The sequence below is a fragment of the Yimella sp. cx-51 genome (assembly GCF_017654605.1).
Lineage (GTDB): Bacteria > Actinomycetota > Actinomycetes > Actinomycetales > Dermatophilaceae > Yimella.
Genome location: NZ_CP072113.1, coordinates 1,097,682 through 1,111,568 on the forward strand (window position 1 = coordinate 1,097,682; position 13,887 = coordinate 1,111,568).

The 13,887-nt window shown below is 65.6% G+C and carries 11 protein-coding genes and 1 riboswitch; of the genes, 5 read left to right on the top strand and 6 right to left on the bottom strand.

Features of this window, described 5'->3' with window-relative positions:
* Window positions 1–51 precede the first annotated feature (51 nt).
* Complete coding sequence (locus J5M86_RS05205; RefSeq protein WP_188060158.1) at window positions 52–1,230, top strand: AAA family ATPase; 1,179 nt, start codon at window positions 52–54, stop codon at window positions 1,228–1,230.
* Here J5M86_RS05205 and J5M86_RS05210 read toward each other — a convergent pair.
* From J5M86_RS05210 to thiC, 4 genes are all read right to left on the bottom strand, one after another.
* Window positions 1,193–1,873 (bottom strand): thiamine phosphate synthase, encoded by a 681-nt coding sequence (locus tag J5M86_RS05210; protein WP_188060159.1) that lies wholly within the window; start codon window positions 1,871–1,873, stop codon window positions 1,193–1,195. The two genes, J5M86_RS05205 and J5M86_RS05210, sit on opposite strands and share 38 nt — an antisense overlap.
* Window positions 1,870–2,679 carry a hydroxyethylthiazole kinase gene (gene thiM / locus J5M86_RS05215; protein ID WP_188060161.1) on the bottom strand — a complete coding sequence of 270 codons (810 nt, stop codon included), beginning with the start codon at window positions 2,677–2,679 and terminating at the stop codon, window positions 1,870–1,872. The genes J5M86_RS05210 and thiM overlap by 4 nt, the downstream gene beginning before the upstream one ends.
* Window positions 2,666–3,982, bottom strand: coding sequence for an MFS transporter (locus J5M86_RS05220; protein ID WP_188060162.1), 1,317 nt, complete (start codon window positions 3,980–3,982; stop codon window positions 2,666–2,668). Before J5M86_RS05220 ends, thiM begins: the two co-directional genes overlap by 14 nt.
* Window positions 3,979–5,670, bottom strand: coding sequence for a phosphomethylpyrimidine synthase ThiC (gene thiC, locus J5M86_RS05225; protein WP_188060163.1), 1,692 nt, complete (start codon window positions 5,668–5,670; stop codon window positions 3,979–3,981). Before thiC ends, J5M86_RS05220 begins: the two co-directional genes overlap by 4 nt.
* Window positions 5,667–5,777: riboswitch (TPP riboswitch) on the bottom strand. Its footprint overlaps the gene before it by 4 nt.
* A 51-nt stretch (window positions 5,778–5,828) precedes the next feature.
* Between thiC and thiD the strand changes: the two genes are divergently transcribed.
* Both thiD and J5M86_RS05235 read left to right on the top strand, forming a co-directional pair.
* On the top strand, window positions 5,829–6,638 hold the full coding sequence (gene thiD, locus J5M86_RS05230; RefSeq protein WP_188060164.1) for a bifunctional hydroxymethylpyrimidine kinase/phosphomethylpyrimidine kinase: 810 nt from the start codon (window positions 5,829–5,831) through the stop codon (window positions 6,636–6,638).
* Between the two features lie 85 nt (window positions 6,639–6,723).
* Entirely contained in the window at window positions 6,724–8,622 is a 1,899-nt protein-coding gene (locus J5M86_RS05235; RefSeq protein ID WP_188060165.1) for a propionyl-CoA synthetase, read from the top strand.
* A gap of 78 nt (window positions 8,623–8,700) precedes the next feature.
* Here the strand turns inward: J5M86_RS05235 and J5M86_RS05240 are convergent, their stop codons facing one another.
* On the bottom strand, window positions 8,701–8,913 hold the full coding sequence (locus tag J5M86_RS05240; protein ID WP_188060166.1) for a VOC family protein: 213 nt from the start codon (window positions 8,911–8,913) through the stop codon (window positions 8,701–8,703).
* A gap of 120 nt (window positions 8,914–9,033) precedes the next feature.
* A complete protein-coding gene (locus J5M86_RS05245) occupies window positions 9,034–10,275 on the bottom strand; it encodes a trans-acting enoyl reductase family protein (RefSeq protein WP_188060167.1) in 1,242 nt (413 codons plus the stop codon).
* A 132-nt stretch (window positions 10,276–10,407) separates the two neighbouring features.
* On the opposite strand from J5M86_RS05245, the gene J5M86_RS05250 reads away from it, so the two are divergent.
* Complete coding sequence (locus J5M86_RS05250; protein WP_188060168.1) at window positions 10,408–11,781, top strand: L-serine ammonia-lyase; 1,374 nt, start codon at window positions 10,408–10,410, stop codon at window positions 11,779–11,781.
* Between the two features lie 83 nt (window positions 11,782–11,864).
* Window positions 11,865–13,868, top strand: a complete 2,004-nt coding sequence (locus J5M86_RS05255) for a TerD family protein (RefSeq protein ID WP_188060169.1) — start codon at window positions 11,865–11,867, stop codon at window positions 13,866–13,868.
* The last annotated feature ends 19 nt before the right edge of the window (window positions 13,869–13,887 follow it).

Below are 13,887 nucleotides of genomic sequence, written 5' to 3' on the forward strand. Positions count from 1 at the left end.
CGTGGCGTCGGGCTCGGCCGCATGTCGGCGGCAGCGTCTAGCCTGCGAGGCATGATTTCGACGGTCGCCGTTGCCGGGTATCGCTCGCTGCGTGACGTCGCCGTGCCGCTATCGCAATTGACCGTGATCACCGGCGGCAACGGCTCGGGCAAGAGCTCGCTCTACCGCGCTCTTCGACTCTTGGCTGATTGCGGCAGGGGTGATGTGATCGGATCGCTGGCGCGTGAAGGCGGCTTGCAGTCGGCCCTGTGGGCGGGCCCGGCCACACTCACGGCCGCCCGCCGCGGTGCGCCCGTGGAAGGCCTGATGCGGGGCGGAAAGCGGATCAGCCTCCAACTCGGTTGCGCCACCGACGATTACGGCTATCTCGTCGATCTGGGAATTCCGCAACAAACCGGTTCAGCCTTCGATCGCGACCCCGAAATCAAGCGAGAGGCGATCTTCAGCGGTCCGATCATGCGACCGGCCACCACTGTCGTGCGCAGGCGGTGGCACAAGGTCGAGCAACGCGAAGGACGCGTCTGGTCGGAGGTGGGTGGCCTACCCACCTACCGGTCGATGTTGACCGAGTTCGCCGACCCGAGACAGCATTTCGAGTTGGCCGCCATGCGGGCAGCGCTGCGCAGTTGGCGGTTCTACGACGGTTTCCGCTCGGACGTTGATGCACCCGCGCGTCGACCTCAGGTCGGCACGCGCACCCGGGTGCTCGCTGGCGACGGGCATGACCTCGCTGCTGCGGTCGCCACCACCCTTGAAGCCGAGTTCGACGACTTGCCTCGTGCGATCGCCGACGCGTTCGAGGGCAGCACTATCGACGTCCAGGTGCAGGATGGCTTGTTCCAGGTGGCGCTGCAACAACCGGGCATGCTACGCCCGATGCGGGCTGCTGAGCTGTCCGACGGCACCTTGCGTTTCCTGCTCTGGGCGGCTGCGCTGACGTCTGTGGATCGACCGTCGCTCATGGTGCTGAACGAACCGGAGACTTCTTTGCACAGTTCGCTCATCCCGGCGCTCGGGCGCCTGATCCGCGCGACGAGCGCGCACACCCAGGTGGTGGTCGTGACCCACAGCGAATCGCTCATCCAGCATCTCGACCCGACGCCTTTCGAGCCGGACGAGCCACTCGAGGAACGTCTGTTGATCGATTTGTACAAAGACCTCGGCGAAACAATGGTGCGAGGATTCGGCTGGCTCAGCGCCCCGTCGTGGGAGTGGGGGAGTAGGCGCTGAGCACCGCCCGCACCACGTGGGCGGGATCCGCGGCGTCCATCACGGCCCGCACCAGAGCGACACCGGCAATACCTGTCTCGACCAACGCCGGGACGTCCGCCGTCGTGATGTCGCCGATGGCCACGACCGGAAGTCGGGTCGCCGAGACGATCGGTGGGTAGCCGGCGAGCCCGAGTGGTTGGCGACCTGAATCCTTGGTCGGGGTGCGGCGGAAAGGGCCGGCCCCGATGTAATCGACGAATTCGGCCTGCTCCTGTGCCCACAGCGCCAACTCCACGGTGCCGGTGGTCAGGCCGATGATCGCCTCGGGTCCGAGCAGGTGGCGCGCCGCCTCGGCGGGCAGGTCATCGGTGCCGAGATGGACGCCGTGCACCGGTGCGCCCGCCACGCGTGCCGCGTATGCGACATCGGCCCGGTCGTCGACCAGCACCGTGGTCGCCGGTGCAACGGAGTGGACTGCCCCGGCGATCTCCTGGGTGAGGGTCAACAGATCGCGGGTGGACAAATCCTTGGCGCGCACCTGGACGACGCCCGCGCCAGCTGCGGCGGCAAGTGCAGCCACTTCGACGGTGCGACGATCCGTGCCGGAAGTCACCAGGTAGCAACGCAGGTCGAGGGCCTCGCGTTCGACGCGGCAGTTCATCGCTGCACCGGAACGGGAGTGGGGGTCTGCATCCGGGTCTGCAGGGCCGCGGGTTCGAGGTCAGCGAGGGCGTCGATGAGCGCGACCTTGAACGACCCTGGGCCGGTCGACCTCCGCGCTGCCATCTCGGCAGCGGCGCTCATCATCGCGACGGCTGCCACAGCTGCATCGAATCCCGATGCGACCGCAGCACAGGCCGCGACGAGTCCGCTGAGCAGACATCCCGTGCCGGTCACCCGGGCGAGCAGGGCATCACCGCCCGCAAGCTGGACCACCCGATCACCATCGGTGACGACGTCCACCATCCCGGAAACCACGACAACGCCGTTGGTGCTCGCTGCCAGTCTGCGGGCGTCGTCGACCACCGTCCGTGAATCAAGTGTGGAGTCGGCGCCGCGCGATCCGCCGATGCCTCCGGCGAGAGTGCGGATCTCCGACGCGTTACCACGCACTGCGGCCGGCCTGAGGCGAATCAGGTTGTGTGCCAGAGCAGTACGTACCGGCGCCACACCGATGGCGTCAGGGTCGAGCACCCAGGGCATACCGGCGTACCGGGCGGCCGCCACGGTCGGCATGATCGCGGTGGTGGTCTCCTGGTTGAGCGCGGCGAGGTCGACCAGCAATGAGTCGGCACTGCGCACGAGAGCGGGGGCCTCGTCGATGGTGCTGGTCATCATCGGCCGGCCGCCGGCTGCGAGCAGTCCGTCGGCGACCACGGGTGCGGTGACGGCGCCGATCAGACAGTGGGTCAGCGGCGCCCGTCGTCGCACTTCGACAAGCACGGCGGCGAGATCAGGAAGCGACATGATCGAAAGTCCTTGAAGTTGGGCTGGATGCGAGATCGGGCTGGTCCTCCGGACGTCCGAGCCGCGCGCAGCCGGCGACCATGAGGCCCGCGCACACCAAAAGGCCGACGGCGGCGGTGCGGTTGCCCACGGCGTGCTGGAGTGGTGGGAGCCAGAACGGATGCAGAGCCGGCGCCACGATCGACAGGCTGTACGCGCTGCCATAACCGGTCGAGCGGATCGCCGGTGGGAAGCTCTCTGCCAGATAGGCGCCCACGGGGCCGTATCCGGTGACGGTGACCGCTTGCAGACAACAGGCCAGTGCCACCAGCACGAGCATGCTGCTGGAGGATACGAGCACCAGCCAGACGACCGGTGCGGTGGCCGCGGCGAAGATGCCCCACAGGACGAAGAAATCGCGACGTCCCGTGCTGGTCGACGCATGGCCGGTCCAGGCCATGACGATCGCTTGCACCGCCGCTGCCGACGCCATCACCCAGGCCACGCTCGAGGCGTCCAGGCCGGCCTCTGTGCGCAGTATCGAAGGGAGTGCGATCACCACCAGATTCGTCATCAGCCACAGGCCCGTCATCATGCCGAAGAGCTGCCAGAAGGAGCGCCGGTGGGCGCCGATCAGCAGCTGCGACAGTCGAATTCGGGCCGATGGTTCGGGAAGCTGTCGGTCGGTGACCCGTCGACGGTAGAAGCGCAGAAGGAGCAGCGAGCCGACGGCGCTCGCGACGAAGGGCAGGCGCCATCCCCACGAGGAGTAGGCCTGCGGATCGAGCAGCCGCAGGAGGCACCAGGTGATGACGGCCAGGACAGCCTGGGCCCACGGCGCCATCGACATGATCAGGCCGGAGTAGAGACCGCGTAGTCGAGGCCGCGACCACTCCATCGCCAGTGGGATCGCGGCGGAGTACTCGCCGGCGATGAAGATCCCGCCCAGGAAGCGCATGATCAGCACCCACCAGATCGCAGCCGCACCGATGACCTCGTGGCCGGGGGTGAGGGCCAGGCCCAGTGTGCAGGCAGCCGTTCCGGCGATGGCGATGGTGGTCGTGCGGGTGCGGCCGACCAGATCACTGAGACGGCCGAAGATCACGCCGCCGATCGGCCGTCCGAGCAGCATGGCCATCACCACGACGGTCGCGCTCGCAGCGGTGGAGTGTGAGCCGGTCAGCTCCGGGAGTGCCGGCGCCAGCACCAGCAGCGGAAGGAAGATGTGCAGTTGGTCGATGAAGTTGCCGACCACCCCGCCCCGCAGGGCCGAAGCTGCCTGCGGGGTAAGGGTGGGGGTCGACCGTTGATCGGCCGGTCTCACCGCTTGGCGTCGACGTAGACGCTGGCACCGAGTTCGATGAACTCCGCGCTCTTGGCCTGCATCGCGGCCGCGTGTTGATCGCGGATGTCCTGGCTGATCCTCATCGAGCAGAACTTCGGCCCGCACATCGAACAGAAGTGCGCCGTCTTGGCACCTTCAGCCGGCAGGGTTTCGTCGTGGAAGGCCATGGCGGTCTCGGGGTCGAGTGACAGCGCGAACTGGTCGTGCCACCGGAATTCGAAACGTGCTTTCGACAATGCGTCGTCCCGATCGCGCGCGCCCGGGTGACCCTTGGCGACGTCCGCCGCGTGGGCGGCGATCTTGTAGGTGATCACGCCGGTCTTGACGTCGTCCCGGTTGGGCAGGCCCAAGTGCTCCTTCGGCGTGACGTAGCAGAGCATCGCCGTGCCGTGCTGGGCGATCACCGCGGCCCCGATCGCCGAGGTGATGTGGTCGTACCCGGGGGCGATATCGGTGACGAGCGGACCGAGCGTGTAGAACGGCGCACCGTGGCACCAGTCCTGTTGCAGCTCAACGTTCTTGGGCACTAGGTGCAGCGGCACGTGGCCCGGGCCCTCCACCATCACCTGGACGTCGTGAGCCCAGGCGCGTTCGGTGAGTTCGGCCAGCGTCCGTAGCTCGCTGAACTGCGCTTCGTCGTTCGCATCGGCGACCGAGCCCGGACGAAGCCCGTCACCCAAGCTGAACGCGATGTCGTACTGCGCGAAGATCTCGCAGAGCTCGTCGAAGTGGGTGTAGAGGAACGACTCCTGGTGATGGGCAAGACACCAGCCCGCCATGATCGAACCGCCCCGACTGACGATGCCGGTGACCCGCTGCGCGGTGAGCGGCACGTAGCGCAGCAGCACTCCGGCGTGGATCGTCATGTAGTCGACGCCTTGCTCGGCCTGCTCGATGACGGTGTCACGGAAGATCGGCCAGGTGAGGTCTTCGGCTCGTCCCTCCACCTTCTCCAGCGCCTGGTAGATCGGCACTGTGCCGATGGGCACGGGGGAGTTGCGGATGATCCATTCGCGGGTGGTGTGGATGTCGTCACCGGTCGACAGATCCATCACCGTGTCGGCGCCCCACCTGGTGGCCCAACTCAGTTTGGAGACCTCCTCCTCGATCGAGGAGGTGACGGCCGAGTTGCCGATGTTGGCGTTCACCTTCGTCAGGAATCGGCGCCCGATGATCATCGGCTCGGACTCGGGGTGGTTGATGTTCGAGGGGATGATCGCGCGACCGGCGGCGAGTTCCTCGACGACCACGGAGACATCGACGTTCTCGCGCAGCGCGACGTAGCGCATCTCGGCAGTCACCTTGCCCTGACGGGCGTAGTGCATCTGGGTGACCGTGCGACCTTCCTTGGCGCGCAACGGTTTTCGTGAGGCGCCAGACCACTCCTGGGAGGCCGCGCCACGCCGCACGACTCCGCGCCCGTCGTCCAGCAAGGTGCGATCGCGGCCGTCGTATTCCTCGACATCGTCGCGACCCTGGATCCATCCGGATCGCTTGTCGGGCAGGCCCACGGTGGGATCGCTGCCCGGGCCGGCGGTGCGGTAGACGTGCAGGTCCGGATTGGTCGTGCCGTCAGGGGAGTCATCGAGGCTGATCGCGGTGACCGGCACCGCGATTTCGCCCTGGACGAGCTGGTGGACGGCGTGCTTTGGGTGAATCTCGGACATCGAGATCTCCTCACTTCCTTCGCCGGAATGACCCGGGCAGGTTCGGACGGTCCGAGCGGCATGAGCTCGATCTCAGCCCTCTGCCGAGGGCTCCCGTGGGGTGTTTGCACCATAACCCACACCGGTGTTGTGTCGAGCCGGCCATCTACCGTGGCCGCATGCGACGACCACCTCCAGCAGTGCTCAGCATCGCCGGCAGTGACCCCAGTGGAGGCGCCGGAATCCAAGCCGATCTGAAGACCTTCAGCAGTCTGGGCGCGTATGGAATGACGGTGGTGACCGCCCTCACTGCGCAGAACACGCGAGGGGTGAGCGGGGTCCATCCAGTGCCCGCCGCGTTCGTCGAGCAGCAGCTCAAATCGCTGACTTCCGACGTGCGCATCGACGCGGTCAAGACCGGAATGCTTGGCACGCTGGACGTCATCGAAGTCGTCGCGGATTTCGTGGAAACCATTGCAGCACAAGGTGTTCCAGTGGTCATCGATCCGGTGATGGTGGCCACTTCGGGCGACCGCCTGATCGATGACGATGCAGCTGCCGGGCTGTTGCGCCTGATGCGTGCCGGGACGGTCATCACTCCCAACCTCGCCGAGGCGGCTGCGTTGCTCGACCTGGCTCCTGCCACCGATGAGCACCAGATGGAACACCACGCCCGCGCTCTGCTCGACCTCGGTGCATCGGCGGTGCTCATCAAGGGCGGACACCTGGTGGGCGATGCGGTCGACCTATGGGTCGATCACGACGGCGCCGCCCGATTCGAAAGCCCACGGATCGAGACGCGCAACACTCACGGCACCGGATGTTCGCTGTCGTCGGCGCTCGCAGCTCTACGACCGCGGCACGACGACTGGCACTCGACCGTTAGGGCCGCGAAGCGCTGGCTGACCGGCGCACTCGAACATGCCGATGAACTGGAGATCGGAGCGGGGTCTGGGCCGGTGCATCACTTCTTCGACGCCGGCTGGTGAGTTTCTGCCGACCGTTGGTCGCTCGGTTCGCGCCGTCCGGCGTGAAGGCCCGTGACAAGGGTGTGACGGGTGCCACAATCGCCGCATGGGTGCGTACGCGGAGGCTTATCAGCGCAGCATGACCGATCCGGAAGGGTTCTGGCTGGACGCCGCACGTGACGTCCACTGGTTCTCTCCGCCAAGCAAGACGCTGGACGACAGCAATCCACCCTTCTACCGGTGGTACCCAGGCGCGCGAACCAACATCTGCTTCAACGCCCTCGATCGCCACGTCATCGGTGGACGCGCCGATCAGACCGCGCTCATCTACGACAGCCCGGTCACCGGTACCACTCGCAGCTACACCTACGCGCAGTTGTTGGACGAGGTGGCCCGTACCGCCGGTGTGCTCCGGGCGCTCGGTGTGGAGCAGGGCGATCGAGTGGTGGTCTACCTGCCGATGATCCCCGAGGCGGTCATCACGATGTTGGCGTGCGCCCGCATCGGAGCCGTGCACTCGGTGGTGTTCGGTGGATTCGCTCCTGCGGAGCTGGCTGCTCGGATCGATGACGCGCGACCGAAGGTCGTGGTCACCGCGTCATGCGGCGTCGAGCGCACGCGAGTCATTCCGTACAAGCCGATGGTGGATGAAGCCGTCGAACGCGCCGACCACAAGCCCGATCACGTGCTCCTGGTGCAGCGACCGCAGCTGGTCGCCGAAACCAACGAGCGCGACGTGGAGTGGTCGACGGCGATGAACCCGGGAGCCTTCGAACCGGCCGGTTGCGAAGCCGTCGAGGCCACCGACCCGCTCTACATCCTCTACACCTCCGGCACGACCGGCCGGCCGAAAGGCATCGTCCGCGACCACGGGGGCTACACCGTCGCGTTGCAGTGGTCGATGACGAATGTCTACGGCATGAACCCCGGAGACGTATGGTTCACCGCCTCCGACGTCGGCTGGGTGGTCGGCCACTCCTACATCGTCTACGGCCCGCTGATCGCCGGTTGCACGACAATTCTGTTCGAGGGCAAACCCGTTGGCACACCTGATGCTTCGACCTTCTGGCGGGTGATCGCCGACCACGGCGTCAAGGCGCTCTTCACCGCGCCCACCGCGTTCCGGGCGATCAAGAAGGAAGACCCTGACGCCGCGCTCATGGCGGGCCACGACCTGACGAGCTTCCGCACGCTCTTCATGGCCGGCGAGCGTCTCGACCCCGACACCTGGCAGTGGGCCACCGACAAGCTCGGGGTGCCGGTGGTCGACAACTGGTGGCAGACAGAGACCGGCTGGCCGATCGCGTCCGACCCGATGGGCCTTGAGGTGTTGCCGATCAAGCCGGGCTCGGCGACGGTACCGACACCTGGTTACGACGTGCGGATCCTTGATCCGATGGGTGAACAGATGGAGCCCGGCGCCGAGGGTGCGGTGTGCATCAAGCTCCCGCTGCCGCCCGGCACGCTACCGACCTTGTGGCAGGACGACGCCCGCTACGAGTCGTCCTACCTGTCGGCTTATCCCGGCTACTACCTGACCGGCGACGGCGGCTACATCGATGAAGACGGGTATCTCTTCGTCCTCGGCCGCACCGACGACGTCCTCAACGTCGCCGGGCACCGCCTCTCCACCGGCGGTATCGAAGCGGCGCTCGCCGGCCACCCCGCGGTCGCGGAATGTGCCGTCATCGGCGTGGCCGACCCGCTCAAGGGCCAGGTGCCGCGCGCCCTGGTGGTGCTGAAGGCGGGGGAGCGATACGCCAATCTCGACGAAGCCGGACTGCAGCAACTGCGTGACGAACTCGGCCAACGCGTGCGTGCGGAAGTGGGCTCGATCGCCACCCTCAAGCAGGTCGACATCGTCCAGGCATTGCCGAAAACCCGCTCGGGCAAGATCTTGCGAAAGACCATGCGCCAGATGGCCGATGGTCAGGAGGCGCAGGTGCCCTCCACCATTGAGGACGCCTCGGTGCTCGACGACCTCGCGAAGGTGCTCGGCAGCTGACCAAGCGAAAATCGGCGTGAGTTTGTGGCCTTCGTTGCGCGCGCGAACCCCACAAACTCACGCCGATTCTGTTGTGGATCAGTGGAGGCGGTTCTTCACCGATTTCGTTTCGGGCGCCTCCAGGAAGAGGAGGTGATGCCCGGTTTCCGGGTCGAGGATCATGCACTCCTCGTGTCCCGGTTCATTGGGGTCGCCGGCCACGTCGACGTAGCCCAGCACCGTCTTCCAGAACTCCGACAGCTCGTAGGCGTTGCGACAATCAACGGATGTGTGCGACACGAAGGACGTCATGGAGTCACCCCAGCACGTCGTTCTGGTCGTGTCGACCGAAATCTTGCGAGGTAGATGAAACCACGTCGGCCCGCTCGACCGGTTTCCGGGCGAGCAGGCCGACGATACGAGTTGTGAAGATCAGGCGACAGGCTGAGCTTCGATCGTGAACCCTTGTGCGACAAGGCGATCGGCGTAGGGCTTGCCCAAACCGGTGGCAGGGGTCAGCAGGCCACCGTTGCGCCCTTCGGGCAGCGGGCAGGCGTCCCGGTCGAGCACCAGCGTGAGGCCCGCTTCGCCGAGCATCACGCACGTAGCCGCGTAGCCGGGGTCGCCCTGGGCGGCGACGATCGCCTGCCACTTGGCACCGGTGGTGGTCGTGGTGCGGATGTCCATCTTGAAGAAGCCTTCGGTGCGGGCCTTCTCGCTCGGGCCCTCTCCGGGTGACGGTACGACCTTCTTCACCAGCGGACGCAGCGGCCCGACATTCATTGCGGCCACTGCTCCGCCCAGGGCGCCCGCGACGGCGTAGCCGGTCGCGCGGCCGGCGATGCCCTTGCCGACCTTCATCACCTCGCGGTAGCGGAAGTTGCGTCCGTACGCGTAGCCGCTCAGTGCATTGCTGCGACGCACGACGCGGGTGTTGTAGGTGGCCATCACGAACGGAGCGGTCCAGGCGCCGACTTCCTTGTCGTCGCGCACGGCAGCAGAGTCCTTCCACTCTCCGGACGGCTCGTTGTCGCGGTCGGGGGAGAGGCCGAACTTGTCGAGCACGATCTTGCGACGGTCCTTGTCGCCCTTGATCGAGTCGACCTGGCCCATCATCGACGCGACCGTGCCGCCGCTGACGCCGCCCTTCATCGAGGCATAGGTGGTGGTGTCGCCGAGCTCGCCGGCACCGGCTTCCCGCACCGCGCTTGCGAGGGTGAACACCCCGAGGTCAGACGGCACCGAGTCGTAGCCGCACGAGGGGATGATGCGCGCGCCGCTCGCGTTGGCCACCGCATCGAACTGGTCGATCGCGTCGCGGTGGAAGAGCACTTCGCCGGTCAGGTCGACATAGTCGGTGCCCGCTTCGGCGCATGCCTTCACCAGGGGCAGACCGTACGACGCGTACGGTCCCACGGTGGTGATGACGACGCGAGCACGCTCGGCCATCGCGGCCAGGGAGGCAGCGTCGCTGGAGTCAGCGGTGATCAGCGGCCACTCGCGGGCAGCAGCCGGGAGATCTGCACGCACGCTCTCGAGCTTGGTGGCATTGCGACCGGCGAGAGCGATCGTCACGCCGTCCGGGGAATGCTTGGCCAGGTGGGCGGCGGTCAGCTCTCCCACGAAACCGGTGGCGCCGAACAGGACGATGTCGAACTCACGAGTACGGGTCATGGAGTCAACGGTAAGCCCGCTGACGCCGCGACCGCGTCCTGACGCCGGAATGACGCGGCCTACGATGGTGTGACGCGTGTCACCACTTTTGGCGCGTCGTCCGACGTCCGTCATCCCGGAGGAGCAATTTCAATGGCGCTCAGCGCTTTCGACCTGTATTCGATCGGCATCGGGCCGTCGTCGTCACACACCGTCGGGCCGATGCGAGCCGCCAAGATCTTCGTCGACGGCCTTTCCGAATCCGGTCGACTGGACGACGTCGTGCGCGTGCACGCGCAATTGTTCGGCTCGCTCGGCGCGACCGGTCACGGGCACGGGTCGGACAAAGCCGTGTTGCTCGGGCTGGAAGGCGAAGACCCTGAGACGGTCGACACCGACACAGCGGACGCACGCGTCCAGCAGATGAAAGTGCGACGCCTGGTGCGTCTCGCCGGCTCACACGTCGTCGCATTCGACCCCGATCGCGACCTGGTGATGCACCGCCGCAAATCGTTGCCGACACATCCCAACGGCATGCAGTTCGACGCCTATGACGGTGAGGGCGAGATCATTGCCAGCAAGGTCTACTACTCCGTCGGCGGCGGGTTCATCGTCGACGAGAACGCCACGGGCGCCGACCGGGTGGTGCAGGACAACACGCCGCTGCCGTTGTATTTCACCACCGGCGACCAACTGCTGGAGATCTGCGAACGCGAAGGCCTCTCGGTCAGCGATGTCATGATGCGCAACGAGTTGACGTGGCGTACCGAAGAAGAGATCCGATCCGGGCTGCTGCGCATCTGGCAGGTCATGCAGGACTGTGTCACAACGGGATTCGGCCGCGAAGGCGTATTGCCGGGCGGACTGAAGGTGCCGCGTCGTGCACCCGGGTTGTATCGCGACCTCACGGCCGACGGGCGGAACATGGACCCGCTGCACGTGATCGACTGGGTGAACCTCTACGCGCTGGCGGTGAACGAGGAGAACGCTTCGGGTGGGCGTGTCGTCACCGCACCCACCAACGGTGCGGCGGGCATCATCCCCGCCGTCCTGCACTACTACCGCGATTTCGTCGAGGGCGCGGACGACGACGGTGTCGTGCGCTTCCTGCTCACCGCCGCCGCCATCGGCATCCTGTTCAAGGAGAACGCTTCCATCTCGGGCGCCGAGGTGGGTTGTCAGGGCGAAGTCGGCTCAGCCTGCGCCATGGCATCCGGTGCACTGTGCGAGGTGCTCGGCGGGACGCCGGAACAGGTCGAGAACGCCGCCGAGATCGGCATCGAACACAACTTGGGACTGACCTGCGACCCCGTCGGTGGCCTCGTACAGATTCCGTGCATCGAACGCAACGCCATCGCCTCGGTCAAGGCAATCAACGCAGCACGCCTCTCGCTCAACGGAACCGGCCAGCACCACGTGAGTCTCGACAAGGCGATCAAGACGATGCGCGACACCGGTCGCGACATGTCGATCAAGTACAAGGAGACCGCCCGCGGTGGTCTCGCTGTCAACGTCATCGAGTGCTGAGCTGCAGCGGTCTCTATGACAGAAGGCGCCGGATTAACGGTTGATTCGGCCACACGCGCCGGACAAGCGTGTTGAATCAGTACATGGATAACGGGGAAACGCCAGTCGAGCTGACCAAGGGTGGCAACGTCGATCTGGCGGTGCTGAGAGCGACACTCGGCAAGTTGACTGTTCAGCTGGAGTCAGGGGATACGGCCTCCGGCGAGGTGATCGAGGCCGACGTCAGTGTGCTCCTCGTGGACGCCAACGGCACCGTGCCGAACAACGACTGCTTCGTCTTCTACAACCAGCCAATGGCCTTCGGCGGCGCGGTTCACCTTCGGGACAACCTCCGGTCCGTCGAACACGAAGCCGTGATCAGCATGATCACGCTGAGCCTGGATGATCTGCCAGATGAGATCCAGCGCGTTGTGGTCGTCGCGAGTCTGGACGATGCGGTGTCGAGTTCGTTTGTTGACAGCACGAGATTGAGAATGTCCATCCAAGACATTGACGCAATCGAATTGGTCTGTTTCGAGGTGCCGCAACCGAGTTCAGAGCGGGCCCTCCTTTTCGGAGAGTTCTACCGTCGAGTGGATTCCTGGAAGTTCCGTGCTATCGGGCAGGGGTACGCGGCGGGCCTCGCAGCTGTCGCAGAGCACTTCGGGGTCGAGATCGCGGAGCCTGCCGAGGACATTGACCAGGATTCTTCCCCTGCACGGACGGCGTCCGACGACTCGGCTGATGCGGACGGCGAACCGGCGGTCGAGGCCGAGGGTGATCGTGAAGCGTCTGAGGCGGCGGATGCGCTCGTCCAATGCTCCGGGCTTTCGGTGAAGCGCTCCGTCCGGGCGCCGCGCATGCCGAGGGATTGGAATCGGTCGATGCCCGCCACCGCAGGTGACCTGCAGACGGCTCGACTCTTTCCGGTTGCCGGTATAGGCGGCGCAGAAGAGCAGGAGCGTCGCGCTACCTCTGCGTTCTTGGCTGTGCTCAGGATGGTGCGGCCATTCTCGAAAGCGCTCCTCTCGCCGCTGGGCGCTCCGGCAGGAACCATCGAGACCTTCGTTGAGGTGCCGTTCTCCCACAAGGAGGAGGCCTACCGCCCCGACGGCCTGATTGTCGCGACGAGGGGCCAGAAGATCTGGCGCGGGCTGGTCGAGGTTAAGACCGGATCGAATGAGCTTGCAGTCCCGCAACTCGAAACATACGTAGACATCGCACGTGACCAGAACTTCGCTGCAGTTCTCACGATCAGCAACCAGCTTCCGTTGGCGGATGGCGAGCACCCGGTCGCGGTGGATCGGCGGAAGTTGAAGAAGGTTGCACTAGTTCATCTTTCGTGGGACGAAATTCGAAGCGCTGCGCACCTTGCGCTCGCTGGTCCATTCCCCGATCAGACACAGCGCGTCGTACTCACCGAGTTCTTGCGATACATGGACCACGACCGCTCAGGCTTGCATGGGTTCAACGACATGGGTAAGCGGTGGGCCCAAGTCAGGGACTCCTCCAAGGCACTAACTCTCCGACTCAACGACGCAGGTACAACGGAGATTGTCGACCGGTTCGATCAGTTGATGCAGCGCACCGCCCTGGACCTGACCAACGTGCTCGGAGTGCGCGTTCGTACCGCTCCGCCCGAAGATGCGCCGGATCAAGCCTCCCGCCGGCAGCAATTGGTGGATTCGGGAGTCTTGTTCGGTTCGTTGCGAGTGCCCGGGGCCGTGAACAAGATGGTCATCCGGACAGATATCCGTACTGATTCGGTTTCGGTCACGGTTTCCGCGCGGGCGCCAAAGACTGCTCGCGCCGACACCCGAGTGCGCTGGCTCCTACGGCAGATTCCGGACGCGGACGGCTCAGCTCGAATCGAGAGCATCAGCGCGGGTGCTCGTCCGCATGTTCAGCCAGCCTTGCTGGCGGATGTACGCGAAGACCAAAAGATTCTTTTGCATCCGGACGGTCGTGAAGCCAAGGAGTTCCGGGTCACCTACACGGTGAAGATGGGTCAAAAGCGTGCATCAGGTACGGGCACACTTATCGGATCGGTGATCGAGCTCGTGACGAAGTTCTACGCCGAGGTCGTGCAAGAGATATCGCCGGTGTGAGCGCTGGCACAGTGCCCTC

Bases quoted from the DNA above. Each gene is read 5' to 3' on its own strand.
- J5M86_RS05205 (WP_188060158.1), top strand. From the start codon at position 52: ATGATTTCGACGGTCGCCGTTGCCGGGTATCGCTCGCTGCGTGACGTC.
- J5M86_RS05210 (WP_188060159.1), bottom strand. From the start codon at position 1,873: ATGAACTGCCGCGTCGAACGCGAGGCCCTCGACCTGCGTTGCTACCTG.
- thiM (WP_188060161.1), bottom strand. From the start codon at position 2,679: ATGTCGCTTCCTGATCTCGCCGCCGTGCTTGTCGAAGTGCGACGACGG.
- thiC (WP_188060163.1), bottom strand. From the start codon at position 5,670: ATGTCCGAGATTCACCCAAAGCACGCCGTCCACCAGCTCGTCCAGGGC.
- thiD (WP_188060164.1), top strand. From the start codon at position 5,829: ATGCGACGACCACCTCCAGCAGTGCTCAGCATCGCCGGCAGTGACCCC.
- J5M86_RS05235 (WP_188060165.1), top strand. From the start codon at position 6,724: ATGGGTGCGTACGCGGAGGCTTATCAGCGCAGCATGACCGATCCGGAA.
- J5M86_RS05240 (WP_188060166.1), bottom strand. From the start codon at position 8,913: ATGACGTCCTTCGTGTCGCACACATCCGTTGATTGTCGCAACGCCTAC.
- J5M86_RS05245 (WP_188060167.1), bottom strand. From the start codon at position 10,275: ATGACCCGTACTCGTGAGTTCGACATCGTCCTGTTCGGCGCCACCGGT.
- J5M86_RS05250 (WP_188060168.1), top strand. From the start codon at position 10,408: ATGGCGCTCAGCGCTTTCGACCTGTATTCGATCGGCATCGGGCCGTCG.
- J5M86_RS05255 (WP_188060169.1), top strand. From the start codon at position 11,865: ATGGATAACGGGGAAACGCCAGTCGAGCTGACCAAGGGTGGCAACGTC.